Here is a 26,477-nt window from a genome sequence, read left to right as displayed (position 1 = left end):
TGAAATCTGTCATTTTGGGGGACAGCAGCGCGTGACAATCAGTCCGGTCAGTCTGGTCGTTTCACTCGGCATGGTGGAGTTCGCGCTCTCTCTGATCTTTGCTGCGCTGTTCATCGGCTTCCATCGACTCTATCGTCGCACCCATCTCCGCTACTGGGCCTGGTCCTTCATTGCCGCCAGCCTGCATTCGGCACTTTCGGTAATGGCCATGTACACCGCCGTGCGCGCGAGCGACCAGGTCATGCTGCGCACCATCGAATCCATGCTGTCGCTGGCGGCCGCCTACCCGGCAACGATCTGGTTGCTTGCCGGCGCCTACATTGCTGCAACGCAAAAGCGCATGCCGACCAGCCATGTACGGCTGTGGATCGCTGCCGCTGCCATGTTCGGCGCGGCCACTGCACTCCTGTATACGTTTGATCCAGGCGCGTCCGACCTGCGCATGTTCTTCCGCGTCGAGCTGCGCGCGTTCCTGGTCGGCATTGCCATGTTCCTCGGCGGCATTTACCTGCTGTTGATCAAGTCCGAGCAGCCCGGCTTCGGCCAGCGGCTGCTGGGTGTCGCCTTCCTGGTATTCAGTGCGCAGGCATTTGTCACCTTTACCGTGTTCCTGTCACAGCGACTGTTGTCGCAGGCCAGCGGATTCGCGCCCTATCTCGGCTTCATCGATATCGTCGCTCTCAGCCTCGTGGGCCTGGCGCTGGTGATCTGGCTGCTGGAAGAGGAACGCAACCGCGCGCGTAGCGCCAATCGCAAGCTCTACCATCTTTCCTTCCATGACCCGCTTACCGGCCTGCCGAACCGCAAGCTGTTTCTCGAGCGCTTGTCCCACGCCATCGAGCGTGGCAGCGAGGAAGAGAGTTACGCCGTTCTGCTGATCAACCTGGACCGCTTTCGCCTGCTGAACGAATCGCTGGGTCACAGCCGTGCCGACAAGCTGCTGGCCCTGGTGGGTGACCGACTGCTGCATCGCGCCCGCCAGGTCGACACGGTGGCGCGCGTCGGTGTGGATGAATTCGCGCTGCTGCTGCGCGAGAAACCCGATGGCCAGAAGATTCTGAATGCGTCCAACAAGCTGCTGAAGGACCTGCGCGAACCCTACGAACTGAATGGTCGCGAGATCCTGATGACCGCCAGCTTCGGCATCAGCCGTTTTCCCGATGATGGCAAACGACCCGACCAGTTGATTGCGAATGCTGCCGCCGCCATGCAGCGGGCCAAGGAACAAGGCGGCGACAAGCTGGTGCCCTTCTCGGAGGACATGGGTGGCAAGGCGCATGAACAGCTGGATTTCGAAGGTGACCTGCGCCGCGCCCTGGAGCGGGACGAATTCACCCTGCTCTACCAGCCGGTGATCGATGCCAACGACAATCGCGTGCTGGGTTTCGAAGCGCTGCTGCGCTGGAAACATCCGCGCCGTGGCCTGCTGACCCCTGACAACTTCATCCCGCTGGCTGAAAGCCTCGGCCTGATGGACAGCATCACCCAGTGGGTACTCGCCGAATCCTGCCAGCAGGTCTACACCTGGCGGCGGCGCTTCGACATGCCGCTGTGGATTGCAGTGAACCTCTCGGCCAGCGCCTTCCGGCAGGCTGACCTGGTCGACCAGATTTTCGAGGTGCTCGGGCAGACCAAGCTGGATGCCGAGGACCTGATCTGCGAGATCACCGAAAACGTCGCCATGGAAAATTTCGAGTCAGGCGTCGTGACGCTGGAGCAGATGCGCCAGCGCGGCGTGCGGATTGCCATTGACGATTTCGGTACCGGCTTCTCGTCGCTGTCCTACCTGCGACGCCTGCCCGTCGACAAGGTCAAGCTGGACAAGGAATTCATCCACGAGCTGTCGGAAGACATCGGCAGCCTGGCCATCGTCAATGCGCTCGTGCCGCTGGCCCACCAGCTGGGCATGAAGGTCGTTGCCGAGGGCGTGGAGACCCGCGAACAGCTGTCACAGCTGCGCGAAGCAGGTTGCGATGAAATCCAGGGCTTCCTGATGTACGAGCCGATGCCGCCGGCAACCTGCGAGTCGATGCTGGAAAGCGTCAGTGCTGCCCGTTACTTCAAGGACGAGGTCATCTGAGCTTCAGGTGGACAGCCCGATCGGGCAGCTCACTCCCGTACCCCCCAGGCCGCAATACCCACCCGGATTTCTCGCCAGGTATTGCTGGTGGTAGGTTTCCGCAAAATAGAATTCCGGGGCCGGCAGTATCTCCGTGCTGATCTGGCCATGCCCGGCCTTGTCCAGCGCCTGCTGGTAGCCCTGCTTCGACGCTTCGGCAGCTGTCAGCTGTGCCTCGTTGCTGCAATAGATGCCACTTCGATACTGCGTACCGACATCGTTACCCTGGCGCATGCCCTGGGTCGGATCGTGACCTTCCCAGAACACCTGCAGCAGCTGCTCGTAGCTGATCCTGGCCGGATCGAACACGACCCGCACGACTTCGTTGTGCCCGGTCATGCCGCTGCAGACTTCCTGGTAGGTCGGGTTCGGAGTGAAGCCTCCCGCATAGCCGACCGCGGTCACCCACACGCCGGCCTGCTGCCAGAACATCCGCTCGGCACCCCAGAAACACCCCAGGCCGAACATGGCAATTTCCATGCCGTCCGGATACGGCGGTTCCAGCGAACGCCCGGACACGACATGCGGTTCGGTGACGGGCATCGGTTCGTCACGCCCGACAAGGGCGGTATCGGCGGTTGGCATGGAAGATTTGCTGAACATGCTTGAACTCCATCACGGAACGGGGCGGGACTCATGAGCTGGGGTCGAAACGCGTATTTTCAAGCGTATACTCTTCCCACCAACAATACACGAGCCGCCAGGCGTGGCAGAAAGCGGCCAAGCAACGGGGAAATACCATGAAAGTGCTGACACGGCTTCTCGGAGCCCTGATCTTTATCGTCATCATCCTGGCCGGCATCGGCTTCTTCCTGCCAAGCAGCGTCACCGTAACGCGCAGCGCAGCGATCGATGCGCCGCCCGCCACCGTCTATGAACTGGTCAACGGCTTCCGTCATTTCAACAAGTTCTCGCCCTGGGCCGAGATCGATCCGGCAACCAGGTACGAGTTCCGTGGACCGGAACGCGGCGAAGGCGCCGTCATGGAATGGCGCAGCAGCAACCCCGATGTGGGCCATGGCATCCAGACAGTCGTGTCGGCCGAACCTTACGCCCATGTCGAAACCAGCCTGGACTTCGTGGGCAAGGGCACGGCAATGACACGCTTCGACCTGCAGCAGAGCGGCGACAGCACCGCAGTCACCTGGAGCTTCGACATGGACTTCGGCAACAACCTGGTCGCCCGCTACATGGGGCTGTTGATGGAGGAGTACGTCGGCGCAGATTATGAGAAGGGTCTTGCCCGGCTGAAGAAACTCGCAGAGAGCTTTCCGAAGGTCGACATCGCCGGCTTCGAACTGGAAGAAACGACCATCGAACCGGCCAAGCTGCTGCTGACCACCAAGCGGACCACCATGACGCCGGAAGAGATGGTGGCGTCGATGAGTGCCGCCTTCGTGGCACTGGACACGATCCTCACGCTGAACGAAGTCGAAGCCAGTGACCGTTACCGCGTCATTACCGAACAGTGGAATGAAGAGGAACAGGTCTGGATATTCGATGCGGCGCGCGCGCTGCCGGCGGATACGTTCCTGACCGTGATGGCCGACGGCATTCGCCAGGAAACCGGCTACGCGGGAACGGCCCTGACAACAACGCTGCAGGGTGCCGACTGGGAACAGAGTGCGAGCACCTATGAAAAAGCGGCCCTCTACATGTCACTTCGTGGCTGGCAGACGATGGCCGATTCCTGGGAGTCCTACCCGAGCAACCCGGCCTCCACCCCACCCGCCGAACTGGTGACGACCATCACCTGGCCAGTCAGCAAGAAACCCCTGCAATGAAACAAGCCCCGCAACCGCGGGGCTTTTCGTCATTGCCAGTTGGCATGGCATTCATGACCTACACTTTAAACCCTGATTCGGCAGTCACCGAGGGGGGGGGGGAAGATCATGACTGAATCTCACAAAGGAAGCTGTTTTTGCGGCGCCGTGGAAATCGAGGCAACGGGTTCGCCAGAGGCCATGGGGTATTGCCACTGCGATTCGTGCCGACACTGGTCGGCAGGCCCCGTCAACGCATTCACGCTGTGGAAACCGGAATCCGTGAAAGTGACCAGCGGCCAGGAACATCTCGGCAGCTTCAGCAAGAATCCTTCCAGCATTCGCATGTGGTGCAAGCAATGCGGCGGTCATGTAATGACCGAGCATCCCGGGTTCGGCCTGACGGATGTCTATGCCGCCCTGCTGCCCACGCTGGAGTTCCAGCCAGGCGTTCACGTCAATTACGCGGAAACCGTGCTGCGCATTCACGACGGCGCGCCCAAGCTGAAGGATTTCCCGGCAGAGCTCGGCGGCAGCGGCGAGGCTGTTGCCGAATGACGCTGTATTGAAACCGGAAAGCCCCGCAGCCGCGGGGCTTTTTTCAATCCTTCAGGATTTCACGCGCTGCGTTATGCCCCGGTGCGCCGGTCACACCACCACCCGGATGCGTACCTGACCCGCAAAGATAGAGCCCCTTGATGGGCGAGCGGTAATCCGCGTAACCGAGCATCGGTCGCGCCGAATACAACTGATCCAGGCCAAGTGCACCATGGAAGATGTCGCCGCCGACGAGTCCGAAGGTGTCTTCCAGGTCCTGCGGCGACAAGGCCATGCGGCCAAGCACCGACGACTTGAAATTCGGCGCATAGGCGTCGACGGTGTCGATCATCAGCTCGGCCACCTTGTCCTTTTCGTCATGCCAGGAACGACCGTCCGGCAGCTCCGGCGCGACATGCTGGCAGAACAGGCTTGCAACATGCTGTCCTTCCGGTGCCAGCGTGTCGTCCATGGTGCTGGGAATCAGCATCTCCACGATCGGCTGCTGCGACCAGCCCTGCTGTTTCGCATCGATATAGGCGCGATCCATGTAATCCAGCGAAGGAGCAATGATGATGCCTGCACCATGATGCGGACCGGCCTCGGGCTTGCAGCTGAACTTTGGCAGCTCCGACAGCGCCACGTTCATGCGGAAGGTGCCGGAACCGCATTTCCATCCCTGCATGCGACGCCGGAAGTCGGGGCCCACATCGGATTCATCAAGCAGTTTCAGGAACAGCAGCTTCGGATTCAGGTTGGAGACGACCTTCTTCGCATCGATAACGGTGCCATCAGCCAGCGTCACGCCCGTCGCCTTGCCGTTGACCACGTTGACCTTCTGCACGGCGGCATTGGTCGTGATCTCGACATCCCGCGCCTCGGCCTCCTTGCGCATGGCTTGCGTGATCGCACCCATGCCCCCGATGGCATGGCCCCAGGCACCCTTCTTGCCGTTCACTTCGCCGAAGACGTGATGCAGCAGCACGTAAGCCGAACCCGGCGTGTACGGACTGGCGTAATTGCCGACGACGGCATCGAAACCGTGCAGGGCCTTGATGGGATCGGACTCGAACCAGGCATCCAGCCAGTCACCCGCCGACTTGGCGAAAAGGTCCAGCAAGTCGCGCCGCTGCTCCATGTCGAGCTTGCGGAAACGGTTGCCGACCTTCAGGCCTTTCAGCATGTCGGAAATGCCGCCGCCAACGTTAGGCGGGGTCTCCAGCACCAGGTCACGCAATACGTCGCCGATGGCATCGAGCCGCGCGTTGAACTCCGGCAGCGCCTCGGCATCCTTTTTCGAAAAGCGTGCAACTTCCCGTTGCGTGTCAGCCGACGTCGGGCCGGCCTGGAAAAAGTCGCGATCGTTCAGTGGCAGGAAATTCGACATTGGGCGCTCGACGACCTTCAAGCCGTTGTCGTGCAGGCGCAGGTCCTTGATCACCTTGGGATTCAGCAGCGAAACCGTGTAGCTCGCCACCGAGTTGCGGAAGCCCGGGTGAAACTCCTCGGTGACTGCCGCGCCGCCAACCACATCCCGGCGCTCCAGCAGGCGCACCTTCAGGCCGGCTGCTGCCAGGTAACAGGCGCAGGTCAGGCCGTTGTGCCCGGCCCCGATGATGACGACGTCATACTGCATTGGAGTCTCCGCGTTACAGGATGCCGCACATCATACCGACACCGATGACACTCAGCAGCACGGCGACGAGTTTCTGGATGCTGTCGATGGTGACCTTGTGGATGAAGCGACGGCCAATATTGACGCCGGCAAAGGCCGCGAGGGTGGCTATGGCCGCCAGGAGCCAGTCGATTTGCAGCGTGGGCGCGCGCCAGCCGTAGACGCCCAGCCGGGCCACATCCACCAGCAGTGCAATGACGATATTGGTCGCGATGAACTGCTCCTTGCTGATGTGGCTTTTCAGCAGGAACAGGCTGCGGAACGCGCCCTGGTGGCCGGAAAGGCCACCGAAGAATCCACTCAGGGCACCGCCCAAGGGCATCCAGTGCGCCGGGAACTTGAGGCGCTTGACGACCGGCAGCAGCTCCAGCAGCACGAACAGCAGGATCAATGCCCCGATGAGCTGTCGTGTCGGCACGGCTGCGGCATGGGTCAGCAGCCATGCTCCCGGGAAGGCCAGCAGCACCGCCGGGATGCCGAAGCGCCTGACCAGGCTCCAATCAGCCCCGGCTCCCAGCACGACGAACTTGTAGGCATTGTTGGCCAGGTGCACCAGCGCGGTGACGGCGACCGCCACCTCGACGGGAAAGAAGAGCGCCACGACCGGCATCAGCAAGGTGCCCAGCCCGAACCCCGACAGCAGGGTCAGCGCCGAGGCCAGCATGGCCGTCAGCGCAATCGCGAGGAGTTCGAGCTCAGCCACGGCCGAGCATGCGCCTCAGCGTGTCGTCCTTGCGAATGAAGTGATGCCAGAGAGCGGCGAGCGCGTGCAGGCTGGCCAGTGCCAGCAGGCCGATACCCACCGGTACGTGAATCGCTTCGACCAGCTCGTGCAAGTCATCACTCTCGCCGACAATCATCGGCAGGTCGAAAAGCCAGAAATAGCCAACGGCACTGCCCCGCGTGTTGACCAGCATCAGGCCGGTGACCGGCAGGATGAAGATGGCGGCATACATCGCCCAGTGGGCCGTTGCCGCCGCAAGCTGCACGGCACGCGACATGCCCTGCTCCGGCATGGGCGGCGGATTGGTGAAGCGATTGATCACTCGCCAGACTGCCAGCAACAGCACCGTGAAACCGGTGGAAAAATGCAGCTGGAAAAACAGGCCTCGCAGCTCGTGCTCGCGTGGCAGGCCCTCGGCGGTGAAAATGAAAATGAATTGCAGGATCACCAGCACGGCGATGATCCAGTGCAGGCGGCGCGCCGTTTTCGAGTAGCTCGTGGACATTGCTCCCCCTTCTCCAGTGCCCGGGATGATGGCCGAAAGTTAGCACCTCGGCCATGACAGGCGCTAGCGCCCCTGTCCTGCATTCCTCGCACGACGGCAGCGGTCCGAGCAGTACTTCACCTCGTCCCAGCATTTTTCCCACTTCCTGCGCCAGGCAAACGGGCGCTGACAAACCTGGCAGGTCTTTTGCGGCAGGTCGCCCTTGGCTTTCATCCGACCCGTCATGCCGTGGATCCATCCCGCAATGCCGCTCGAAGCGCCGCCAGCCGGTCGTACCAGCCCACCAGCTCGTCGAGAGAAAACGCGGCGTTGGCCGGACTGGGATTGGGCGCCACGAAACATCGCATGCCTTCCCAGCGCTGCGGCTGCTCGCCCCAGCCCGCCGCCTTTTCAAGGCCGAGCAGGCGCATCAGGCGATCATGTGGCGTCTTGCCGTTGAACCAGAGAATCGCGGGGCGGACAGCAAGCAGCTTGTCGCGCAGGATTTCCGCTCCGGCCCGCAACTCGGCGACCGGGAGGTCTTTTTCCATCGGCGTGGGACGCTTGACGATGTCGGTGAAACCGATGCCATGCCGGCCTGCCAGCCGGGCAATCGAATCGATGCCGGGTGCCAGCTCCTCGTCGACCAGCGTCGAGGCATTCAGTGCCGGCCAGAAGCGATTGCGCGGGTTGGCATAGTAAAAACCGGCCCGCGCCGAGGCAATGGAGGGATTGACGCCAATGGTGACGATATCCAGTGCACCCTCCAGGAAATCCGGCAGGGGCTGGAGCTCGGCGTTATCGGCGGGTGGCGGGGTCTTGGGCATGGCCTTTCGGATTCGTGACTGACGGATGGAATTTCCAGGGTGTATTCGGCAGGATGCCCTAGAGCGGCCGGGAATTGCACCCGCGCGCCCCATCAACAACGACAGGAGAGTTCATGAGCAACACGGGAGCACCGCAAATCGCCCTGGTGACTGGCGCCAACCGCGGCATCGGCCGCGAAGTTGCCCTTGGCCTGGCCCGCGATGGCCTGCATGTCATTGCCGCGGCCCGCGATCCCGGCAAGCTCAATGACCTGCTGGAACAGGCGCGTGATGAAAGTCTCGACATCGAAGCGCGCAAGCTGGATATCACCTCCGGCGAGCAGGTGCGTGCCCTGGCAGACTGGCTGAAATCTACGCACAAGGGCCTCGACGTGCTGGTCAATTCCGCCGGCATCCTGCCGGAATCCTCGGACGACACGACCGGGCGCTATTCGTCGAATCCCTGGTTGATTCCTGCTACCTCCCTGATGGAAATCTTCAACACCAATACCCTGGGCGCGGTGCGTTTGATCCAGGCGCTGGGGCCACTGCTTCGGCCAAATGCGCGAGTGGTCAATGTCTCTTCCGGCATGGGCCAGCTGTCCGATATGGATTCGCGGGTGCTGGGATATCGCCTGTCCAAGACGGCGCTGAATACCGTAACGCGAGTGTTCGCCAATGAACTCGCGAAGCAGAACATCAAGGTCAATTCGGTATGCCCCGGCTGGGTGCAGACCGACATGGGCGGTCCGAATGCCAGCCGCACGCCCGCCGAAGGTGCAGCCAGCGTGCTGTGGGCAGCGCGGCTCGGGCCTGATGGTCCCAGCGGCGGATTCTATCGCGATGGCAAGGAGATACCGTGGTGAAGAAAATTCTGACGCTTGCAGCCATGCTGTCATTGCTGGGTTGCTCCCAGGAACTCCCCGGACCCACCGCGGAAGAACACAAGGCAGAGATCAAGGCCTGGCAGGCCGAGCGAAACGCCAGCATCGGCAGTGCGAATGGCTGGCTGTCGCTGGTCGGCCTGTGCTGGCTGGAACCCGGCCTCAACCAGCTGGGCAACGGATCCGGTGCGGACTGCGAAGTGGATTACCACAAGGTGCCTGCCGACCTCGGCAGCATCGACTTGAGTGCCCAGGGTGCGCTCTATTTCGGGCCGGCCAGCCGCTCGGTCACCGATGCCGACGGCAACCCTGTCGAGCGCATCGGCCTGGCCGACGACAGGCAGCGCAAACCCACCGTACTGCACTACGGTTCATTGCGTTTCTACCTGATCGAACGCTTCGGCGAAATCGGCGTTCGCATGAGGGACATCGAGTCGGATGCCATCCAGGAATTCACCGGGCTCGACTACTTTCCCATCGACCTCGAGTGGCGGAAGATCGCGACCTTCGAACCCTATCCCGAACCCCAGGGCGTCAACATCATCAACATTCTCGGCATGGAAGAAGCCATGCGTTCGCCAGGCGAAATCGTCTTCGAGCATGAGGGCGAGGAGTACCGCCTGCTGGTCATCCAGCAGGACGAATCGAGTCCCTGGTTCGTCATGCTTGCCGATGCCACCTCGGGACGAGGCAGCTATGGCGCCGGGCGTTACATCTACATCGACCCGCCCGTGCAGTTGCCGGACCAGCCACCCATGACGGTGATCGACTTCAACAAGGTCTACAACCCGCCTTGCGCCTTTACGGCGCTGGCTACCTGCCCGCTGCCGCCGATGCAGAACCGTCTGCCACTGGCAATCACGGCTGGCGAAAAGGAATACAAGAGCGAGAACGCCTGGCAGGGCGATACCGGCTGAGGCCGGCAGCTCTGCTAGACTGACAGCATGACACCCACCAACACCGACAGCAGCCTGCAGGGCATCCTCGATATCGTGCAGGGCAGCCTGATCGATATCTGGCAAGACTTCCTGCGCCATATTCCGCACCTGCTCGGCGCGCTGCTGCTGTTCTTGCTGTTGTGGCTGGTGGCGCGAGTGCTCGATCGTACCTTCCGCGCCGTGCTTGCCCGATCGCGCATGCGGCCGTCGCTGCGCCAGGTGATTTCGCGGGTGGTCAACATCCTCATCTGGACACTCGGCATGTTGCTGATCGCGACCATCGTCGTTCCGGGCGTGACCATCACCAAGGTGGTCGGCGGCCTGGGCATCGTGTCGATCGCCATCGGTTTTGCCTTCCGCGACATTTTCGAGAACTTTTTTGCCGGCATCCTGCTGCTGTGGCGTTTTCCCTTCGAGAACGGTGATGTGATCGAATGCGAGGGCTATGTGGGCGAAGTGCTGCACATCAACGTGCGGATGACAGAGCTTCGCACCTTGAGTGGCGAGCACCTGATCCTGCCGAATGCCTTTCTCTACAAGAACCCGGTGCAGGTATTGACCAGCCAGAGACGTCGTCGCGTCGAGGTGACGACGGGCATCGCCTACGGCGAGGACGTCGCCACGGCCGTGGACGTGCTGGAGAAGGCGCTGCGCGGCTGCGAAAGCGTGGATGACAAGCTGCCGATCGACGTGCTGCCCAAGGCCTACGGCGCCTCCAGCATCGACATCGACCTTATCTGGTGGACCAGCCCCAAGCCGCTGGAACAGCGGCGCTCGATTGCAGAAGTGGTCACGGCGTCCAAGCAGGCGCTGGACGAAGCCGGCATCGAGATCCCGTTCCCTTACCGCACCATGACCTTCAAGGAGCCGCTCCGCCTGGTCAACGAGACCAGCCAGCCGGAGCCCGGCGACTCCTGAACGGCCTGTTCAGTCCAGCGTCTTGATAGTGGACTGCTCCTGCAACCATTTTTCCAGGTTGGGCACGTCTTCCTGCATCAGGTGATGCTCGGGCGGGTTCCAGCTTGGCAGGGTCGCCAGGTTGGTTTCGTTCAGCAGCATGTGGTTCTCGCTGGCATCCGGCTGGCAGTTCCAGCCTGGCAAGGCGATCACGGACCGGACGATGGCCTTGTGTCCGAGCAGCTTGGTGCAGGCGGCGGTGAGCATGCGCAGGTTTGCGGCCGATTCGGCAATCGGTTCGACCAGTACCTCGCCGTCGCTGAATGCCAGCTTGCCATTTTCCAACTTCGCTGCCCGCTCTGTGTCCTTCTTGTGAGCCCGCCGCGCTACCGTGTTGATGGCAAAGATCCCTTTTTCGCCCAGTACCACGTGATCGATCAGCACCTCGCCAATGACCACCTCGTGGAAGATGCGGAAGCCGTTGGCACCGAGGCGATCAAGTACTGCCGCCACGGCACGATGTGAGAGCCAGTCATGACGCGCATCGCGCCGCTGCAGGAACAGGCTCACCAGGTTCCAGAAGGCCATCAGGACCAGCAATACCAGCACGGCAGCTGCCACGTACCAACCCCATTGCTCGAGCTCGATGGACCACTTGCCGGGCAGCAGCACCCAGGTAACCCCGGTAACACCGAGCACGACCAGCATCGCGGCCCACCACATGCCGGCCCGCTTGCCCAGCACCCGGTAATGGCGCCTGGCCTTGTCGCCGGGAGCCGCCGGAACCGGCATGATTTTCATCTTGCGGGTGATGGCATCGCCCAGCCAGACCCCGAGGAAGGCCAGTGCATAGGCAGCGATACCGGCGAGCATGCCCGTCAGCAAGGCCGCCACCAGCAGTTGCCAGTGTTCGATCATCATGGAGAGTCCCCTGCCATGTTCAATGTGAGATTCTGGTTATGGGGATAACTATGGCACAGCCGCCCACGGCTTGCCTGTCGACCACATCACGCTGGCTGCACTGCAGCTCGGTCCGTACCGCCTACCAACCCTGTGATCCCGGTGGCCCCTTGAAAGGGCCGACGATGTCGCTGCTGATCCAGCCGCCGTAAAAATCGCCCTCCGGCGCTTCGATGCGTTCTTCGTCCAGCCAGCAGGCATCGACCCGCGAGGGATAGAAGGACAGGTAACCCGCCAGCGGCGCGAACGCCGGGACCGGGTCGGGGTACAACCAGGCGGCATTTCGAGACTGCCGCTCACCCAGCCTGAGATGGCGGTAATCGGCCTGGCCTTTCCATTCGCAATAACTGTGCAAGTCGCTGACCTCAAGGACCGACTCGTCGATGTCGCCGGGCGGAATGTAATAGGTCGGTGGATGGGAGGTTTCCAGGACCCGGAAAGCCTCGCGGGTATCGGCAATCAGGCGGCCGGCGAACTCGATCCGAACGCGGCGGAGGCTGGCTTCGAGCCGCGGTGGACGGGGATAGTCCCAGACGGACTCCTGGCCCGGGCCCGGCTTGATGCGATCCTTGTACATGGGTCACTCCTTGAAAAGCTGCGAGCGTACCCACCACTATCGGCATGCCGTGAGGCCAGCACTGTGAAGCCATTCACAGGCACGGGTTTTCCGAAAATTCTTACAGGCGAACCTGCCGGCCCGGCAGCTTGCCGGGCCGGCAGCCCGGTTCAATCCTCGTCTTTGTCGCCGTCCCTGTTCTTGCCACGGCCCCGCTCTTCGCCGCCACGACCCCGGGCCTCCTCGACAGCTTCCTCGGCACGTTCGCGGTCTTCTTCTGCACGCTCACGGGCATCCTCGGCCGCTTCCTCGGCACGTTCGCGGTCCTCTTCTGCACGCTCACGGGCATCCTCGGCCGCATCCTCGGCACGGTCGCGAGCGTCATCATCACGGTCCATGTCGTCGGCATCGCCACCACGACCACGCTCGCCACGCTTCTTGTCCGACTTCTTGTCGGCATTCTTGTCGTAACCGTATTCCTTGTCCTGGGGGTGTTCCATGTTGCCCTTGCCGCGCTCGCCCTCGTGCCCGCGCTCGCCATCACGCTCACGCTCGCCATCACGCCCGCCACGGGCACGCTGATCGCAGTCATCCGGGAACTTGGCTTCGCACTGATCGACACAGCTGTCATAGCGCTCGCCCTTGAACACGAAGAAGGTGCGCTCCGAATCACAGGACGACACGCATTCGGCGCGTTTGTCACTGCAACTGCGCGGCTCGTCAGCCTCTTCTTCCTGGGCCTGGACAGCCAGCGGCAACAGCAATACCAGCAACAACAGCTTCTGGATCAATTTCATGGCACTCACCTCGCGTGGGAACAGAAGTCATCAGTATCGCCAAGCATAGCTGCCAGCACCGTGATCTGCTGCACGGCAACAGCAGAGCGTGACCGGGCGTGCAATGAAGATCTCACCGGTGCGGTCTGTATTGACAGGGACGGCCCGGTTGCCCGGGCTGCTGGCAAACTGGCGGGCAGCATGACTCCCTGCGCCCGCCCGGCGCTCCCGGGACCAGAGGAGGTTCGCCCCGGTCGAGCGCTGCCAGCAGGACATACGGGCAACTGATCACAGGAACGTGATCGCCGCTCGCCGGTTCATGCCGGCCGACAAAGGATCAACTCTCTCCGGGCCTTGTCGGATCCGCGTGGAACTTGGCGCTCGCGGGCCTTTTTTCTCTACACTGGCGACATGGAAGATCACGATCTGGACAGCCTGCGCCGGCAACTCCACGAGGAGCGCAATGCCCTCGACGCCAGCGCGGAAGCGCGTCGGACCAGCGCCGACACCGTGGAACTCGACCAGACGCGGACCGGTCGGTTGACTCGCATGGATGCCTTGCAGGGACAGGCCATGGCGCGCGCTTCCAGTGCCCGTGCCACGCAGCGCCTGCAGGCAATACAGCGCGCACTGGAACGAATCGAGCGTGGTGATTATGGCGAGTGCCGGGAATGTGGCGAGGAAATCGCGCTGGCCCGCTTGAAGGTCGATCCCTGCGCCCTGTTCTGCATCGGCTGCGCCGAGGCACGGCAATAGGGTCAGGCGTCGGCCAGGGCCTGGATACTGAACCGCATCGCCTTGCGGGCGCCCGCCGTGTTAAGGCCCGGCACGCATTTCAGGTTCTGTCGCAGCTCGCGCGCTTCGACTGCAAACGGCAGGAACGCGCCCACCGCATTTTCATCGACAGGCGATCGCAGCAGCATGCGGGATGCAAAGCGCTGCCGAAGGCCGGCATCCGTCATGAAACCACTGTGCCTGAGATCCCTTGGCGCCAGGCAGTTCATCACCACGCCACCGCTGGCTGAAGTCACGCGGGCCAGTTGCCAGCACCATTCGACGGTCGGCTTGATGGCACGCAGCGGACCTGCCGGTCCACGACCGAACAGGTCATCGATCACCAGGTCGTATTTCCCGGTCTCGGCCGCATGCACCCATTCGATGGCATCGGCGGCCAGCAACCGGATGTTCTTGCCAGTAACACCGAAATGCTGCCGGGCAACATCAAGATGCACGGGGTCGATATCAATGCCGGTGACATGCCGCGGCTTGAGGAACGTCTCGAGCTGGCGAATGACCGCCCCGCCACCAACGCCCAGCACCAGCACGCGCTGGATGCGCTGCGGGGGAAACAGGAAGGCGGGCAGCATCAGCAGGTCCCAGACGGCACCGGTCAACGGCGAATCCGGATTGAATTGCGAATGGAAGATGCCGTCAGTGTAGAGGCGACGTGTCGCGCCGGCACTGCGGACTTCATAGCTGGAACCGCCTCGCTCCGCTCGCCAGATGACCGCCATCAAGCGCCTTCGGTACTGATATGCAGCGTCACACCGCAGTGCTTGCAGTGCACTGCATCGCGATCATGGCGATTCAGGCCGCAGTCCGGGCATTCGTGGCTGACCTTGCTGGGTCGGAAGATCGACTGGATCAACCGCAGGAACAAGGACACGCCGATGATCATCATGAACGCGGCAATGATCTTGCCGGTCGTGTCCGGCAGGGTGATGTCGCCGAAACCGGTGGTCGTCAATGTCGACACCGTGAAGTAGAACGCGTCGACATAGTTGTTGATGTTGTCATTCACTCTCACCTGCAGCGCATACACCGTCGACGAGGCAACGAAAATGAACACCAGCAGGTTGAGGGCGGCAGAAATGATTTCCTCGCGATCGCGGAAGAAACCGGACAGCTGCCGCAGGTCGTGCAACAAATGGTAGGAATGCAGCAAGCGCAAGGTGCGGATCACGCGCAGGAAGATGAAGCTTTCAGTCAGCGCCGGGGCAAACAGCGAGAGGATGACCAGCAGATCGAGCATGGCCAGCGGCCGTGACAGGTAGCGAATGCGATCGGCCGACACCCAGCCACGTGCCAGCCAGTCCAGCAGCAGGTAGGTACCGATACCATAGTCCGTGATCACCAGCCAGCGCGGCATGGGGTCATGGTCGATGAAGGTGGTCACGACGAAGAACAGCATCAGCAACATGTCGACGCCGATGAAGGTCCAGCGCCAGTTCTGACCTTCGCTGCCCTTGCCGTGATAGATCGTCTTCAGGAACGCCTTGATCGCCACCACCCTGCACCCCGCTCGTCTGTTAGCCCTCGGCCCTGCCTAGGCGCGATCCTGAACCAGTACCCAGGGTGCGACCACCACCGCCCAGAGTTCCTTGTCGGACTCGCTCCAGCCCCGGGCATCATCATCGCTGGCACGCTCCAGCTTGTCACTCTCCATCCATTCGCTGACGCTCGCCTTGTCGTTCTCGACAAAGGCCGCGGCGACCTCGACCAGGTCCAGCTCGGGCGACACCACGACCACGACACCGCGGGCGAAATGCGGCGCCAGCGCCTGCCATTCGATGCGGGCGGTCTCGGTGTTCAGGCGGGCACGCAACTCTGCCGGATCGGTGGATTCGGCCAGTTGACCCTCGGCGGGCGGCTTGTTTTCCGGGTCGTTCATGCGAACAGATCGCTCCTTGCTGCGGCCTCGACGGGGCCGAACTTTAGCATATCTTCAGCCTGGCGCCGCACGGAGAGAACTGGGACACTCCAGCAGCATCCGTCATAAGCTGTTGTTTTTGTTCATATCCATGCAAATTATCCAGCCCAGCTTGACCTCTGAACCGATTTTAGTCCATATTCGTACTATCCAGACAAGGACTTAATCCGGATCGATCACATGCCGAAACTGACAAACACCAAACAGGAATGGGGCTGGCTGGCCATCGTCATGCACTGGCTCAGCGCCGTTGCCGTGATCGGCCTGTTCCTGCTCGGGATCTGGATGGTCGAGCTGACCTACTACGACGACTGGTATCACCAGGCACCCGCCATTCACAAGGCCGTCGGCATGCTGCTGTTCGGCCTGGTGTTCCTCCGACTGGGCTGGCGACTGCTGAACCCGCCGCCAGCGACCGTGCCGGGCACGCCGCGCGTCATTGCCCTGGCCGCCGAAGCGGCCCACTGGCTCATCTACCTGCTGCTGTTCGCGATTCTCGCCAGCGGCTACCTGATGACGACAGCCAAGGGCGACCCGGTATCGATTTTCGGCTGGTTCGAGGTCCCTGCGCCTGGCGCCCTGGTCGAACGCCAGGAGGAAATCATGGGCTTGCTGCATTACTGGACCGCCTGGGCCCTGGTGGGCCTGGTCGCCATACACGCCATGGGTGCCATCAAGCATCACGTGGTGGATCGCGACGAGACCCTGCGCCGCATGCTCGGGCTCGGCAACGCTTCGCAGCCGGACTACACGACTGATCGAAAGACCAAAGACAACAAGGAGATCTACTCATGAAGAAGTTTGCACTCAGCCTGGCAACCCTGCTGTCGCTGTCCTTTGCCAGCACGGCAGCCGTCGCCGATGATCATGCCTACAAGATCGACAAGGGCCACACTTTCATTACCTTCGAGATCAGCCACATCGGCTTCGCCTTCCTGCCTGGCAGCTTCAACGAGTTCGACGGCGAGCTGGTATACGACGCTGCCAATCCGGCGGACGCATCGACCCGTTTCACCATCCAGGTGGAGAGCATCGACACCGAGCACGCGGAGCGAGACAAGCACCTGCGTGGCGAGGACTTCTTTGACGTCGCGGAGTACCCGACGGCGACCTTCGTCAGCACGGCCTACGAGCCGACCGGAGACAACACCGCGAAGCTGACCGGCGACCTGACCCTCAAGGGTGTCACCAGGTCGATCGTCCTGGACGTCGTCATGAAGAATGCCGCCAAGGACCCCTGGGGCAATGACCGCATTGCCTTCGAGGCAACCGGCGAAGTGACGCTGGCCGACTTCAACATCGATTACGACCTCGGCCCGGCTTCGCGCACCGCCGACATCAAGATCGCCGTGGAAGCGATCAAGTAAGCCACACCCGTGGCGCGCAGTGATGCGCGCCGCACACCGTGCCCCTCGGTCGGCCTGCCCCGTCGTTCCCCGCGACCTGGCCGACCAACCCCCGGCCGACCCTGCGCTTGCCCCAGCGCAGGGTCGGTTTTTTTTCAGGCCGGTTTTTCCTCACCGGTGACTTCCGGCAGCGGGATTCTTTACACTCGCTGCAAAAAGGAGTCCATGCCATGGGTCGCTGGCGACCACCTGCCGAAAAGTCCACGCCCTACATCACTGCCGACGGCCATGTCCGACTCGAGGCGGAGCTCGATGGCTTGTGGAAGGACCGTCGCGAGGTCGTTGCCGCCTTGTCAGCCGCTGCCGCGGAAGGCGATCGCTCGGAGAACGCCGAGTACATCTATCGCAAGAAGCAGCTGCGCGAAATGGATCGGCGCATTCGCTACCTGCAGAAACGGCTGCCTGACCTGAAGGTGGTCGTTGACCTGCCTGCGAACCGGGAGCAAGTGTTCTTCGGCGCCTGGGTGACCCTGGAAGACGAGACCGGCAAGGAAAGGACGCTGCGCATCGTCGGTCCGGATGAAATCGATCCTGCGCAAGGCTGGATTTCCATCGATTCACCGATGGCAAGGGCCTTGTTGAAAAAGCAGCTGGACGACGATGTCGCGGTAGACACGCCTGAGGGTCGCCGCGAGTACCTGCTGGTCGGGGTGAGTTACACCCGACCCGATTGAACGTCAGTGCAGCCTCGGTGGCGGCTCGTCGTCATCGTCATCGCCAACGAGATAGATCGGCTCCTCGTCATCGACGGACTCGCCACGGCGTGCCATCTCCTCGAGCTCTTCCGGCGTGTACTTCCACAGGTCGCCGATAAGCGGATCGTCGCGCTCTTCGCCTTCCTGCTCCCATTCGTAATGCTTCTCCGGCGGTCGCGGGTCCAGCCTCGCGAACAGCGCGGCTGCCAGCAGGCCGCCAATGGCCCCTGACAGGTGCGACTCCCAGGACACGCCCGGGTCGCGCGGCACGATGGTCATCAGCATGCCGCCATAAAGAAAGAACACGGCCATTGAAATCGCCATCGCCGGACCATCGCGTCGAATCACGCCGGTGACGAACAGGTAGAACATCATGCCGTGGGTCAGGCCGCTGGCACCGATGTGCACGGCCGGGCTGCCGATGAGCCAGGTACCGATGCCGGCGCAACCCCAGATCAGCACGATGGTCGGTTGCCAGGCACGCGGGTAGCTGTAGATCAGCAAGGTGCCCAGCAACAGCAGGGGTGGCGTGTTTGCGATCAGGTGCTCCCAGTCACCGTGAATCAGCGGTGCAAACAGGATGCCGAACAGGCCTTCCGGCTCTCCCGGGCGAACACCCAGCTCGCGGTACGGGAGGTCGAGCCCCCAGGCCATGAACAGCAACCACCACAGGAAGGCGACAAAACCACCGCTCAGCAGGAAGGCATGCAACATGGCACCGGGCGGCCGTTGCAGCCCGTGGCTGCGGCGGCGTGACAGGGAAAAGCGGCGCGATCGATGACTCATGCCTTGATGCTACTCGATTGGCGCCGGGAAAAAAGCGCTACTCGGCAGGTTGGTCTCAGAAGGCGTGCGCCCGCCGCTGGCGAAGGAACAGCCACAGGCCCAGCGCCGGGCCCGGCGCAATCAGCCACAACACCTGGATGCCAAGCTCCGGCCACAAGGCCGTCATGATTTCGATCGAAATGACCGAGAGGAAAAAGCCGATGCCGTTCATCACGGCCAGCGCACTGCCGACGGTTCCCTGGGGCGCGGCCGCTGCCGACATCGCCGAGAACTGCGGCGAATCCGGCGCGACGGTAAACCCCCAGGCCAGCATCAACACCAGGAAGACGATCGCCGGCAGGTCCAGGCTCAACGGCAACACCAGGCAACACAGGCCCGACCCCAGCAAGGTCGTCCACGCCACCCGGCCACTGCCGAGCCGCGCCGAGAGCTGCCCGCCAATCACGCAGGACAGCGCACCCATGGCAATGAACGCGAATGCCAGCCAGGAGACTTCATGCGATGCGAGGTCTGGAAACTGCATTGCCAGCAGCAGCGGCGCCAGGGTCCAGGCGGTGTAGACCTCCCACATGTGACCGAAGTATCCGCTGGCCGAACGTCGAAACGCGGCCGTACCGAAAGCCTTCTGCACGGCCCGCCAGTCGAAGCGACCCGAGGATGGATGGTGCGGACCATCACCGATCAGCAGCACGAGCACACCAGCCAGCGTTGCCAGCACCGACGCCGTCATCACCACCGCCTGCCAGTCGCTGAAAACGTCCAGCGCGCGGATCAGGTGTGGCGCCGAGGTACCCAGCACCAGCATGCCAACCAGCCATCCCAGCACCTGGCCCATGCGTTCCGGCGCCCAGGTCACCACCAGCTTCATGCCGAGGGGGTAGATTCCGGCCAGTGCCAGGCCGGTGATGAAGCGCCAGCTCAACGCCAGCCACCAGGCATCGGACGCCAGCGCGAACGCCAGGTTGGCCAGCGCACCGACCAGTGCCGAAACAAAGAAAATGCGACTGGCGGCATAGCGGTCCGCCAGGCCGGAGAAGGCCATCAGGAAGGTGCCACTGATGAAGCCGAGTTGCACGGCGCTGGTCAGCCGTCCGATGCCGGCGGCATCGATACCCCAGCTCGCCATCAAGGCATCCGCCACGCCATTGGCGGAGAACCACAGCGAGGTGCCGAGGAACTGGGCGAGTGCAATCAGGTAGATGCGCCAGGACATGGAGGCAGTCTACGCCAGCAAGGCAGCAAGAAGCCGCTGGACCGAAGAGGCGCCAGCGGCTCCAGGCCCGCAGCGCTCAGGCGCGGGCGACGTTGATGTCGTTGGGCGAGTGGAAGTAATCGCTGGACTCGGCGAACTCGCGCAGCAGTTTCTGCATTTCGGCAATGCGCATTTCGGCGGTCTGCAGGTTGGCGCAGTCCTCGCAGGACAAGTCATCGCATGGCGCATTGGCGTACTGCCAGTAATGCACGGCACCGGACAGCAGGCCGTCAGCGATATCCCAGAGATCGGCTTCCGGATTGTCCGCAGCCAGCTGGTTGGCCAGCTCCACCAGCTTGCGGGCTGCCTCGTCCATGATGTTCTCGGGACCATGCTCGGCTGGGGTTTGGAGATTGGCGATTGGCTTCATTGTGTGTCGACTACCTGGTTTCGTGTCCGGGCAACCCGTGTCGGGCTGCCTCGAAGGGCCGAGCATGATAGCAAAATTCGTCATTTGACGCATTTTTACTCACGCCTCCGGGACGGCTGCGTTACCCTCATGGAGATGGCCAAGAAGACAAGGAGTCTGTCATGCCCGAGGTCACTCCCGATTCCATCCAGGTCCTTGCCACCCGCGAAGCGGTAGTCGGCGGCAGCCTGGTGATACGTCGCGCCCTGCCCCAGAAAGCCCGCCGCATGGTCGGTGCCTGGTGCTTCCTGGATCACTTCGGCCCCGCAGAGATCGAACCCGATTCGCCGGGCCTGCGGGTCGGCCCGCACCCGCACATCGGCCTGCAGACCGTCACCTGGCTGCACGAAGGCGAAGTGCTGCATCGCGATTCGCTGGGCTCCTTGCAGGAAATCCGTCCGGGCCAGCTGAACCTGATGACCAGCGGCGCCGGCATCACCCATTCCGAGGAATCGCCCGGCGAGCGCGGACCACGGCTGCACGGCCTGCAATTCTGGATAGCCCTGCCCGACGGCGCACGCCACGACGCTGCCAGTTTCGAACACCATGCCGAGCTGCCCAGCCGCACCTTGCCGAACGGCAAACTGACCGTGGTCATGGGATCACACGAGGACCTGGCATCGCCCGCCAGCACCCACACGCCATTGGTCGGCATGGAATTGCAGCTGGCCCGTGCCGGCGACGTCGATCTCTCGCTACGGGAGGATTTCGAACATGCCCTGCTGGTCAGCGAAGGCGCACTGCGCATCGGCGAGCTGGAGCTTGTTCCCGGCAAGCTATACTACCTGCCGAAAGCTGCGGATCGCCTTCGCTGCGAGGCCGAGGCCGGCACGCGGGTCTTCCTGCTGGGCGGCGAACCGTTCGGCGAAGCGATCGTCCTGTGGTGGAACTTTGTCGCACGGAGCGACCAGGAAATTCGCGCCGCCCTGGCGCAATGGGAAAACGGGGAACTGGGCAAGGTCGAGGGTTACGATGGTCCACCACTGGAAGCGCCCGCCCTGGAACACAAGCTGAAGGCACGCTGAGCGCGAGCGCGTGATTCCTGGCTCAGGCCGTTTCCTGCACCACCTGGTTGCGGCCCCGATCCTTTGCTGAATAAAGCGCCTTGTCCGCCCGTTTCAACATGTCTTCCACCGCCTCGCCATGGCGATACTCGGCAATGCCTGCCGACAGCGTCACGTGCATACCGGCATCCTGCTCAGCCCGCTGCACTTCCTCCTGGCGCAGGCGCAGGCGCTCCGCGCATTGCATGGCCCCTTCCAGCCGGGTTGCCGGCAGCAGGATGATGAACTCCTCGCCACCATAGCGCCCGAACGCCTCGTCCTTGTCCTGCGCAATCAAATCCATGCCGCGCAGCGTGTCCTCGGTCAGCTCGGCGAAATCTGCCAGCGCCTGGTCTCCCGCCGCATGGCCGTAGCGATCATTCACTTTCTTGAAATGATCGAGATCGATCAGCACCACGCTGAAAGGCTCGCCAGTGCGGTCGCTGCGTGCCTTCATGAGGTTCAGCAACTGCATGATGTAACGCCGGTTGTAGATTCCGGTCAGGTCGTCATGCTCGGCGAGTTCGCGAATCCGCTGGTTCACCAGCATGAGTTCCTCGTTGCGTTGCTGCAGCTTGAAGCGCAGGTTGCTGACATACACGCCGAACAACATCGTCCACAGCAACACGCCGCCCAGCACCAGCACCGACATGGTGTAGTAGTCCTCGCTCAGCAATCCGGGAAAAGCGGACTGCTCGACAATGACCAGCCCCACGTAGCTGGCGAAGGCCATGAAGGCGCAGATCATGAACTGCCGGGAATCGAGCGCGAAAATGCCGAACAGCATGGTCACCATGAAGGCGGCGATGGTCAGGCCCCGAATCTCGACCGCACTGGCGACCAGCACCAGGCTCCAGGCGAGCCCGACCAGGATCTGCGGCATGGTGAGCGAGGGATCGCGAAAACGCAGGCTGATACCACTGCGCATCAGGAAGTAGAAGATGGCCTGGCAAACCAGGATGCCGACACCGGCGAGGGCAACCATCAGGGTCGAGGCGCGCAGGAAACCAAGCTCCAGCGCCGCCAGGGCGATGGCATACCACATGCCGTAGGAAGCAAAGGACATGAGAAAGCGCCGCAACCGAACCCGTTTTGCCCAGTCGTCGTCGTTCCCGGCCTTCCGTTCCAGCAGTGGCTTGCCCATGGCTGCCCTCCCGCATCCTTGCAGACATTATATATAGTCCCTGCCCCGAAAGTGCCGAATCTGCTAGTCTTTCGCCCTTCGAAACAATGACCTGAAACCTGCCTGATACCGAGGAGATTCCATGGTTGACCAGACCGAAGCCGCCAGCAGCAACGATGCCCGCATGGATGCCGACGCCTTATACCGCGAGTCCGTGATCACCGATCGCAAGGTCGGCACCATCCGCATGCTGGAGCCCGTCAAGGCCGACGGCAGTGCCGATACCGAGCGCGACACCCTGTTCATGGGCCAGGCCAGCCTGTACACGCCGGGGGGCGCGCTGCCACTGAACTTCGAGCTGGAGGCAAAGACCCTCGCCGACGCCGTCGAGGCCTTCGCCGATGCCGCCAACAAGGCCGTCGAGGAAACCATGGAGAAGCTCAAGGAAATGCGCCGCGAGCAGGCGTCGCAGCTTTACGTACCCGGCCAGGGTGGCGGCCAGGGAGGACCCGGCGGCCAGGGCGGCGGCGGCATCCAGATGCCCTAAGTGATTGTTTTTCAATAAAAAAGGGGCCGAAAGGCCCCTTTTTTACACCAAGGTGCGGCTCACGACCCGAGGGTTGAGCGCCGCTTCAACAAGCCGTCCAGCATCAGGCTGGCCTGGCCGCGGGCCATCATTTCGATCTGCTCCTCGCTGCCACCGGCCTGCAACTGGCCGGTGGACATCAGCAGCGCAAAGCCATGCATCAGGGACCACAGTGTCAGGGTGGCTTCGCGCGCATTGACGGCCTTGAAGCGGCCGCTCTTGATGCCGGCATCGACAATGCCGCGCAAGGCGCCGAACGTCTTCAGCCTGGCGTCCTGCAACACCAGCGCGGTTTCGCCCTGGTCCAGCAGGCCACCAAACATCAGGTGATGCAGCTCGCGATTGGCCAGCGCAAAGCGCAGGTAGCCCACCATCGCGACCTGGATCTGCTCGGCCGGGTCTTCCACCCCGGCCGCCGCCAGGATGGCGTCGCTCAGCTGCTCATAGCCCGCCTCGGCCACGCAGGCCAGCATGTGTTCCTTGTCCCTGAAATGCCGGTACGGCGCGGCATGGCTGACACCTGCCGCCTTGGCGACCGCGCGCAGGCTGATTGCAGCCAGGCCCTTGTCGCGCAACAAGGCCCGCCCGGCCTCCAGCAAGGCCGCCCGCAGGTTGCCGTGGTGATAGCCCTGCTTGCCGGCCAGTTTCAAGGGCGTGGGTTCGTTTCCTTCGCTCATGTGTCAATCCTCATGCCTGTCGGCGCAACGTGGTAGGCTTTTCAACCGCTATTCGCACTATAGACGCCAGTGTTGACAGCGGCAACACGAATCTCGAGGAGGCTTGCCGTGTATCGCAAGAACTGGAAACGCCGCGTCGCCAAGCGCCTGCTGGCCCTGCCAATACTTGCCTTGTTCGCGCCGCTCGCTGCCTGCAGCAGCACGCCGGAAAATCCACCCGTGCCGGTGGATGCTGTCGAGCTGGATCGCTACCTCGGCCAGTGGTTTGAAATCGCCCGGCTGCCGAACCGCTTCCAGGACGACTGTGCCGGCGATGTCACCGCCACCTACGATCGCGCGGCAGCGGGCCGGATCTCCGTGCTGAACGAATGCCGCCGTGCGGACGGCAGCATGAACGCCGCCGAGGGCCTGGCGCGCATCGTGCCCGACAGCAACAACACCCGCCTTGAAGTGAGTTTCTTCAGCATCCTCGGCTGGCGACCGATCTGGGGCGATTACTGGGTGCTCGGTCTGGATCCGGAGTACCAGTGGGCCATTGTCGGCGAACCGAGTCGCGACTATGGCTGGATCCTCGCTCGTGAACCGGCGCTGTCGGACAGCGAACGCCAGCGTGTCGACCGCATCCTGGCCGAACAGGGTTACGACCCGGCTGATTTCCAAACGACAGAGCAATCTGGCGCATCGCAGCAAGCGCAGGAACGCGAATAAATTCGCGCCGCGCATGCAACCAAACAGCCTGCGCAACGTCATAGATAGACTCGAAAAAATCACCAAGCCAACAGGGGAGATTCAACGTGGCTAACAAGATATTCATCGGCTTGATCGCTGCCGGCATCGGCGCACTGGCCTACTGGTACATGAACGCAACACCTGTCGAAGTCGAGGCGCCGGTCGAAGATGTCGTCGCAGAGGTGGAGATCGAGCCTGCCGAACCGGAACCGGTCTCGGGTGTGGATCTCGACGCCATCAAACGCGAGGTTCGCCCACAGGACGATTTCTATGCCTTCGCCAACGGCGCCTGGCTGGACCATACCGAGATCCCGGATATCTACAGCGGTTATACCGTGTATCACGAAGTCTACGAGGAAGCCGAAAAGACCCTGCGTGACATCATCGAATCCGCTGCAAAATTCCCCGAAGCCAAGGGCGAGCGCGGCAAGATCGGTGCCTTCTATGCGAGCTTCATGGACGAGCAGACCATCAATTCGCTGGGGATCGCACCGATCCAGCGTGAGCGCGACCTGATCACGGCCATCCGCAACCAGCGCATGCTGCTGAACGCCATGGCCGAACTCGGTCGCAATGGCGTCGAAGTGTTTTTCAGCCATGGCGTCGGACTGGATGACAAGAACTCCAGCCAGTACGCGTTTTTCATCAGCCAGGACGGCCTGAGCCTGCCGAACCGCGATTACTACCTCGAAACCGACAACCCGCGCTTTGCGAAGGCCCGCGAGGCCCTGCCCGCTTACGTTGCGGACATGCTCGTGTTCACCGGCATGAGCGAAACGCAGGCTGCCCAGGCCGCCAGCGACATCATGGCGCTGGAAACGAAACTCGCCGAGGCGCAGTGGAGCTCGGTCGAGAATCGCGATCCGCAGAAGCGTTACAACCCCTACACACCGGCAGAGCTGAATGAACTTGCCAGCAACCTGCAGTGGGAACTGCTTCTTGAAAGCCTTGGCGTGGCCGACATCGACCGGGTGATCATTGGCCAGCCGAGTTACTTCGAGGCGGTCAATGCCCTGGTCGCGGAAGTGCCGCTGGAGACCTGGAAGGCCTGGCTGACCTACAAGACGCTCCATGGCTGGGCACCCCACCTCAGTGCGGAAGTCGCCGAACGCCGCTTCGACTTTGTGGGCCGTACCCTGCGTGGCCAGAAGGAAGAGGCGCCCCGCTGGCGTCGTGGCATCAGCCTGACCAATGGCGTCCTCGGCGAGGCTGTCGGCAAGGTCTATGTCGAGCGCGAGTTCCCGCCCGAAGCCAAGGCCAAGATGGAAGAGCTGGTGGCCAATGTCATCAGGACCTTCAACGAGGACATCGGCAAGCTGGAATGGATGACCCCCGAGACGCAGGCCAAGGCCCGCGAGAAGCTTGCCCGGTTCACGCCGAAGATCGGCTACCCGGATGAATGGAAGGATTACTCCGACCTCGATATCCGCTTTGGCGACCACACCGGCAACCTGCGGCGTGCCCGTGAATGGGACTACAGCCAGGACCTCGCCAAGCTCGGCGGCCCGGTGGATCGCAACGAGTGGTTCATGACGCCACAGACGGTAAACGCCTACTACTCGCCGTCGCGCAACGAGATCGTGTTCCCGGCCGCGCGCCTGCAGCCGCCGTTCTTCCAGCTGAACGCCGATGACGCAATCAATTACGGCGCTGTCGGTGGCGTGATCGGTCATGAAATTTCGCATGGCTTCGATGACAAGGGCAGCCAGTACGATGGCAACGGCAACCTGGTGAACTGGTGGAGCCAGGCGGATCGCGAAGCCTTCGAAGCCCGCGCACAGAGGCTGGTCGAGCATTACAACCAGTACGAACCGATCGAGGGCATGAACATCAATGGCGAGCTCACGCTCGGCGAAAACATCGGTGACCTCTCCGGCGTGACCATGGCGTACCGCGCCTACATCCGTTCGCTGAATGGCGAGGAACCGCCGGTCATCGACGG

The 26,477-nt window shown here is 62.5% G+C and carries 31 protein-coding genes; 14 read left to right on the top strand and 17 right to left on the bottom strand.

Annotation, left to right across the window (positions count from 1 at the left end; translation table 11 throughout):
• The first annotated feature begins 31 nt into the window (after positions 1-31).
• Positions 32-2,080 (top strand): bifunctional diguanylate cyclase/phosphodiesterase, encoded by a 2,049-nt coding sequence (locus R3217_04090; GenBank protein MDX1454617.1) that lies wholly within the window; start codon positions 32-34, stop codon positions 2,078-2,080.
• Between the two features lie 3 nt (positions 2,081-2,083).
• Here R3217_04090 and msrA read toward each other — a convergent pair whose 3' ends face one another.
• Positions 2,084-2,722, bottom strand: coding sequence for a peptide-methionine (S)-S-oxide reductase MsrA (msrA, locus tag R3217_04085; protein ID MDX1454616.1), 639 nt, complete (start codon positions 2,720-2,722; stop codon positions 2,084-2,086).
• Positions 2,723-2,859: 137 nt separating this feature from the next.
• Between msrA and R3217_04080 the strand changes: the two genes are divergently transcribed.
• Both R3217_04080 and R3217_04075 read left to right on the top strand, forming a co-directional pair.
• On the top strand, positions 2,860-3,903 hold the full coding sequence (locus tag R3217_04080; GenBank protein ID MDX1454615.1) for an SRPBCC family protein: 1,044 nt from the start codon (positions 2,860-2,862) through the stop codon (positions 3,901-3,903).
• Positions 3,904-4,011: 108 nt separating this feature from the next.
• Positions 4,012-4,440 carry a GFA family protein gene (locus R3217_04075; protein ID MDX1454614.1) on the top strand — a complete coding sequence of 143 codons (429 nt, stop codon included), beginning with the start codon at positions 4,012-4,014 and terminating at the stop codon, positions 4,438-4,440.
• Between the two features lie 43 nt (positions 4,441-4,483).
• On the opposite strand, the gene R3217_04070 is transcribed toward R3217_04075, so the two are convergent.
• The 5 genes from R3217_04070 to R3217_04050 form a co-directional block, all read right to left on the bottom strand.
• Positions 4,484-6,055 carry an NAD(P)/FAD-dependent oxidoreductase gene (locus R3217_04070; GenBank protein ID MDX1454613.1) on the bottom strand — a complete coding sequence of 524 codons (1,572 nt, stop codon included), beginning with the start codon at positions 6,053-6,055 and terminating at the stop codon, positions 4,484-4,486.
• Between the two features lie 13 nt (positions 6,056-6,068).
• Positions 6,069-6,797, bottom strand: a complete 729-nt coding sequence (locus R3217_04065) for a sulfite exporter TauE/SafE family protein (GenBank protein MDX1454612.1) — start codon at positions 6,795-6,797, stop codon at positions 6,069-6,071.
• Complete coding sequence (locus R3217_04060; protein ID MDX1454611.1) at positions 6,790-7,323, bottom strand: cytochrome b; 534 nt, start codon at positions 7,321-7,323, stop codon at positions 6,790-6,792. Before R3217_04060 ends, R3217_04065 begins: the two co-directional genes overlap by 8 nt.
• A 63-nt stretch (positions 7,324-7,386) precedes the next feature.
• On the bottom strand, positions 7,387-7,548 hold the full coding sequence (locus R3217_04055) for a DUF2256 domain-containing protein (protein MDX1454610.1): 162 nt from the start codon (positions 7,546-7,548) through the stop codon (positions 7,387-7,389).
• Positions 7,545-8,129 carry a mismatch-specific DNA-glycosylase gene (locus R3217_04050; protein MDX1454609.1) on the bottom strand — a complete coding sequence of 195 codons (585 nt, stop codon included), beginning with the start codon at positions 8,127-8,129 and terminating at the stop codon, positions 7,545-7,547. Before R3217_04050 ends, R3217_04055 begins: the two co-directional genes overlap by 4 nt.
• A gap of 113 nt (positions 8,130-8,242) precedes the next feature.
• Between R3217_04050 and R3217_04045 the strand changes: the two genes are divergently transcribed.
• Genes R3217_04045 through R3217_04035 form a run of 3 tightly spaced genes read left to right on the top strand, consistent with a single transcriptional unit; the run spans position 8,243 to position 10,848 of the window.
• Entirely contained in the window at positions 8,243-8,974 is a 732-nt protein-coding gene (locus tag R3217_04045; GenBank protein MDX1454608.1) for an SDR family NAD(P)-dependent oxidoreductase, read from the top strand.
• Positions 8,968-9,909, top strand: a complete 942-nt coding sequence (locus R3217_04040; protein MDX1454607.1) for a DUF1684 domain-containing protein — start codon at positions 8,968-8,970, stop codon at positions 9,907-9,909. Before R3217_04045 ends, R3217_04040 begins: the two co-directional genes overlap by 7 nt.
• A 27-nt stretch (positions 9,910-9,936) precedes the next feature.
• Positions 9,937-10,848 carry a mechanosensitive ion channel family protein gene (locus tag R3217_04035; GenBank protein MDX1454606.1) on the top strand — a complete coding sequence of 304 codons (912 nt, stop codon included), beginning with the start codon at positions 9,937-9,939 and terminating at the stop codon, positions 10,846-10,848.
• 9 nt (positions 10,849-10,857) lie between these two features.
• On the opposite strand, the gene R3217_04030 is transcribed toward R3217_04035, so the two are convergent.
• The 3 genes from R3217_04030 to R3217_04020 all read right to left on the bottom strand — a co-directional run bounded on the left by R3217_04030 (position 10,858) and on the right by R3217_04020 (position 13,140).
• Complete coding sequence (locus R3217_04030; GenBank protein ID MDX1454605.1) at positions 10,858-11,748, bottom strand: nuclease-related domain-containing protein; 891 nt, start codon at positions 11,746-11,748, stop codon at positions 10,858-10,860.
• 121 nt (positions 11,749-11,869) lie between these two features.
• Positions 11,870-12,364: a DUF427 domain-containing protein gene (locus tag R3217_04025; GenBank protein MDX1454604.1), complete on the bottom strand. Its 495-nt coding sequence runs from the start codon at positions 12,362-12,364 to the stop codon at positions 11,870-11,872.
• A 149-nt stretch (positions 12,365-12,513) separates the two neighbouring features.
• Positions 12,514-13,140 (bottom strand): hypothetical protein, encoded by a 627-nt coding sequence (locus R3217_04020; GenBank protein ID MDX1454603.1) that lies wholly within the window; start codon positions 13,138-13,140, stop codon positions 12,514-12,516.
• A gap of 390 nt (positions 13,141-13,530) precedes the next feature.
• On the opposite strand from R3217_04020, the gene R3217_04015 reads away from it, so the two are divergent.
• A complete protein-coding gene (locus tag R3217_04015; GenBank protein ID MDX1454602.1) occupies positions 13,531-13,875 on the top strand; it encodes a TraR/DksA C4-type zinc finger protein in 345 nt (114 codons plus the stop codon).
• Positions 13,876-13,877: 2 nt separating this feature from the next.
• Here the strand turns inward: R3217_04015 and R3217_04010 are convergent, their stop codons facing one another.
• From R3217_04010 to R3217_04000, 3 genes are read right to left on the bottom strand one after another with little or no spacing between them, the layout of a single operon-like run.
• On the bottom strand, positions 13,878-14,633 hold the full coding sequence (locus tag R3217_04010) for a methyltransferase domain-containing protein (protein ID MDX1454601.1): 756 nt from the start codon (positions 14,631-14,633) through the stop codon (positions 13,878-13,880).
• Positions 14,633-15,406, bottom strand: a complete 774-nt coding sequence (locus R3217_04005; GenBank protein MDX1454600.1) for an ion transporter — start codon at positions 15,404-15,406, stop codon at positions 14,633-14,635. Before R3217_04005 ends, R3217_04010 begins: the two co-directional genes overlap by 1 nt.
• Before the next feature lie 39 nt (positions 15,407-15,445).
• The gene (locus tag R3217_04000; GenBank protein ID MDX1454599.1) at positions 15,446-15,790 is read right to left on the bottom strand and encodes a DUF2288 domain-containing protein; all 345 of its coding nucleotides are present in this window, start codon (positions 15,788-15,790) and stop codon (positions 15,446-15,448) included.
• Positions 15,791-16,009: 219 nt separating this feature from the next.
• On the opposite strand from R3217_04000, the gene R3217_03995 reads away from it, so the two are divergent.
• The 3 genes from R3217_03995 (at position 16,010) to greB (ending at position 17,909) form a co-directional block, all read left to right on the top strand.
• Complete coding sequence (locus tag R3217_03995; protein MDX1454598.1) at positions 16,010-16,624, top strand: cytochrome b; 615 nt, start codon at positions 16,010-16,012, stop codon at positions 16,622-16,624.
• The gene (locus R3217_03990; GenBank protein MDX1454597.1) at positions 16,621-17,196 is read left to right on the top strand and encodes a YceI family protein; all 576 of its coding nucleotides are present in this window, start codon (positions 16,621-16,623) and stop codon (positions 17,194-17,196) included. The genes R3217_03995 and R3217_03990 overlap by 4 nt, the downstream gene beginning before the upstream one ends.
• Positions 17,197-17,405: 209 nt before the next feature.
• Entirely contained in the window at positions 17,406-17,909 is a 504-nt protein-coding gene (gene greB / locus R3217_03985) for a transcription elongation factor GreB (GenBank protein MDX1454596.1), read from the top strand.
• 3 nt (positions 17,910-17,912) lie between these two features.
• Here greB and R3217_03980 read toward each other — a convergent pair whose 3' ends face one another.
• The 3 genes from R3217_03980 to R3217_03970 all read right to left on the bottom strand — a co-directional run bounded on the left by R3217_03980 (position 17,913) and on the right by R3217_03970 (position 20,338).
• Positions 17,913-18,716, bottom strand: coding sequence for a rhomboid family intramembrane serine protease (locus R3217_03980; GenBank protein MDX1454595.1), 804 nt, complete (start codon positions 18,714-18,716; stop codon positions 17,913-17,915).
• A 55-nt stretch (positions 18,717-18,771) separates the two neighbouring features.
• The gene (locus R3217_03975) at positions 18,772-19,929 is read right to left on the bottom strand and encodes an MFS transporter (GenBank protein ID MDX1454594.1); all 1,158 of its coding nucleotides are present in this window, start codon (positions 19,927-19,929) and stop codon (positions 18,772-18,774) included.
• A gap of 76 nt (positions 19,930-20,005) precedes the next feature.
• Positions 20,006-20,338: a hypothetical protein gene (locus R3217_03970; protein ID MDX1454593.1), complete on the bottom strand. Its 333-nt coding sequence runs from the start codon at positions 20,336-20,338 to the stop codon at positions 20,006-20,008.
• Between the two features lie 161 nt (positions 20,339-20,499).
• On the opposite strand from R3217_03970, the gene R3217_03965 reads away from it, so the two are divergent.
• Positions 20,500-21,402 (top strand): pirin family protein, encoded by a 903-nt coding sequence (locus tag R3217_03965; protein MDX1454592.1) that lies wholly within the window; start codon positions 20,500-20,502, stop codon positions 21,400-21,402.
• Between the two features lie 22 nt (positions 21,403-21,424).
• Here R3217_03965 and R3217_03960 read toward each other — a convergent pair whose 3' ends face one another.
• The gene (locus tag R3217_03960) at positions 21,425-22,564 is read right to left on the bottom strand and encodes a diguanylate cyclase (protein ID MDX1454591.1); all 1,140 of its coding nucleotides are present in this window, start codon (positions 22,562-22,564) and stop codon (positions 21,425-21,427) included.
• A gap of 121 nt (positions 22,565-22,685) precedes the next feature.
• Between R3217_03960 and R3217_03955 the strand changes: the two genes are divergently transcribed.
• A complete protein-coding gene (locus R3217_03955) occupies positions 22,686-23,090 on the top strand; it encodes a hypothetical protein (GenBank protein MDX1454590.1) in 405 nt (134 codons plus the stop codon).
• A gap of 59 nt (positions 23,091-23,149) precedes the next feature.
• Here R3217_03955 and R3217_03950 read toward each other — a convergent pair whose 3' ends face one another.
• Positions 23,150-23,806, bottom strand: a complete 657-nt coding sequence (locus R3217_03950; protein ID MDX1454589.1) for a TetR/AcrR family transcriptional regulator — start codon at positions 23,804-23,806, stop codon at positions 23,150-23,152.
• Between the two features lie 108 nt (positions 23,807-23,914).
• Between R3217_03950 and R3217_03945 the strand changes: the two genes are divergently transcribed.
• The gene (locus R3217_03945) at positions 23,915-24,514 is read left to right on the top strand and encodes a lipocalin family protein (GenBank protein MDX1454588.1); all 600 of its coding nucleotides are present in this window, start codon (positions 23,915-23,917) and stop codon (positions 24,512-24,514) included.
• 86 nt (positions 24,515-24,600) lie between these two features.
• Positions 24,601-26,477 (top strand): M13 family metallopeptidase (locus R3217_03940; GenBank protein MDX1454587.1); only part of this gene is annotated, 1,877 nt, incomplete at its 3' end.

The organism is Gammaproteobacteria bacterium, assembly GCA_033720895.1.
Lineage (GTDB): Bacteria > Pseudomonadota > Gammaproteobacteria > Natronospirales > JAJUFS01 > JAWWBS01.
The sequence above is the reverse complement of the archived record's forward strand: the minus strand, read 5'-3'. Positions and strand labels throughout refer to the sequence as shown.

Coding starts and splice junctions, on each gene's coding strand:
- msrA (MDX1454616.1), bottom strand. CDS start 2,722: ATGTTCAGCAAATCTTCCATGCCAACCGCCGATACCGCCCTTGTCGGG.
- R3217_04080 (MDX1454615.1), top strand. CDS start 2,860: ATGAAAGTGCTGACACGGCTTCTCGGAGCCCTGATCTTTATCGTCATC.
- R3217_04075 (MDX1454614.1), top strand. CDS start 4,012: ATGACTGAATCTCACAAAGGAAGCTGTTTTTGCGGCGCCGTGGAAATC.
- R3217_04070 (MDX1454613.1), bottom strand. CDS start 6,055: ATGCAGTATGACGTCGTCATCATCGGGGCCGGGCACAACGGCCTGACC.
- R3217_04060 (MDX1454611.1), bottom strand. CDS start 7,323: ATGTCCACGAGCTACTCGAAAACGGCGCGCCGCCTGCACTGGATCATC.
- R3217_04055 (MDX1454610.1), bottom strand. CDS start 7,548: ATGACGGGTCGGATGAAAGCCAAGGGCGACCTGCCGCAAAAGACCTGC.
- R3217_04050 (MDX1454609.1), bottom strand. CDS start 8,129: ATGCCCAAGACCCCGCCACCCGCCGATAACGCCGAGCTCCAGCCCCTG.
- R3217_04045 (MDX1454608.1), top strand. CDS start 8,243: ATGAGCAACACGGGAGCACCGCAAATCGCCCTGGTGACTGGCGCCAAC.
- R3217_04035 (MDX1454606.1), top strand. CDS start 9,937: ATGACACCCACCAACACCGACAGCAGCCTGCAGGGCATCCTCGATATC.
- R3217_04030 (MDX1454605.1), bottom strand. CDS start 11,748: ATGATGATCGAACACTGGCAACTGCTGGTGGCGGCCTTGCTGACGGGC.
- R3217_04025 (MDX1454604.1), bottom strand. CDS start 12,364: ATGTACAAGGATCGCATCAAGCCGGGCCCGGGCCAGGAGTCCGTCTGG.
- R3217_04020 (MDX1454603.1), bottom strand. CDS start 13,140: ATGAAATTGATCCAGAAGCTGTTGTTGCTGGTATTGCTGTTGCCGCTG.
- R3217_04015 (MDX1454602.1), top strand. CDS start 13,531: ATGGAAGATCACGATCTGGACAGCCTGCGCCGGCAACTCCACGAGGAG.
- R3217_04010 (MDX1454601.1), bottom strand. CDS start 14,633: ATGGCGGTCATCTGGCGAGCGGAGCGAGGCGGTTCCAGCTATGAAGTC.
- R3217_04000 (MDX1454599.1), bottom strand. CDS start 15,790: ATGAACGACCCGGAAAACAAGCCGCCCGCCGAGGGTCAACTGGCCGAA.
- R3217_03995 (MDX1454598.1), top strand. CDS start 16,010: ATGCCGAAACTGACAAACACCAAACAGGAATGGGGCTGGCTGGCCATC.
- R3217_03990 (MDX1454597.1), top strand. CDS start 16,621: ATGAAGAAGTTTGCACTCAGCCTGGCAACCCTGCTGTCGCTGTCCTTT.
- greB (MDX1454596.1), top strand. CDS start 17,406: ATGGGTCGCTGGCGACCACCTGCCGAAAAGTCCACGCCCTACATCACT.
- R3217_03980 (MDX1454595.1), bottom strand. CDS start 18,716: ATGAGTCATCGATCGCGCCGCTTTTCCCTGTCACGCCGCCGCAGCCAC.
- R3217_03975 (MDX1454594.1), bottom strand. CDS start 19,929: ATGTCCTGGCGCATCTACCTGATTGCACTCGCCCAGTTCCTCGGCACC.
- R3217_03970 (MDX1454593.1), bottom strand. CDS start 20,338: ATGAAGCCAATCGCCAATCTCCAAACCCCAGCCGAGCATGGTCCCGAG.
- R3217_03965 (MDX1454592.1), top strand. CDS start 20,500: ATGCCCGAGGTCACTCCCGATTCCATCCAGGTCCTTGCCACCCGCGAA.
- R3217_03960 (MDX1454591.1), bottom strand. CDS start 22,564: ATGGGCAAGCCACTGCTGGAACGGAAGGCCGGGAACGACGACGACTGG.
- R3217_03955 (MDX1454590.1), top strand. CDS start 22,686: ATGGTTGACCAGACCGAAGCCGCCAGCAGCAACGATGCCCGCATGGAT.
- R3217_03950 (MDX1454589.1), bottom strand. CDS start 23,806: ATGAGCGAAGGAAACGAACCCACGCCCTTGAAACTGGCCGGCAAGCAG.